Origin of the sequence: Secundilactobacillus silagei JCM 19001, from assembly GCF_002217945.1 — a bacterium.
GTDB lineage: Bacteria > Bacillota > Bacilli > Lactobacillales > Lactobacillaceae > Secundilactobacillus > Secundilactobacillus silagei.
On the sequence record NZ_BCMG01000049.1, the window covers coordinates 1 to 264 of the forward strand.

The 264-nt window shown below is 50.4% G+C and carries 1 protein-coding gene; it reads right to left on the reverse strand.

Translation table 11 applies throughout. The features are described from left to right. The coding region (locus CES79_RS12935) for a hypothetical protein (RefSeq protein WP_159459504.1) at nt 1–264 on the reverse strand (264 nt) is incomplete at both ends.

Here is a 264-nt window from a genome sequence, read left to right on the forward strand (position 1 = left end):
TTGGTGTGTAGGTCACTTTACCTGTGGTTGTTGGGTTATCGACCGTGATCGTGCCATCGGCATTTACTGTCGCTGGTACCGTTGGCTTATCCGCTGTGTAGCCCGGCTTCACTGGTACTGTGACATCAACATGCTCGCCCGTCTTACCAGTTACATCAGGTACCGTTTGATCACCTTGGTTGCTTGGAATCGTCACATTTGCCTTGGCATCATTTGGTGTGTAGGTCACTTTACCTGTGGTCGTTGGGTTATCAACGGTGATCG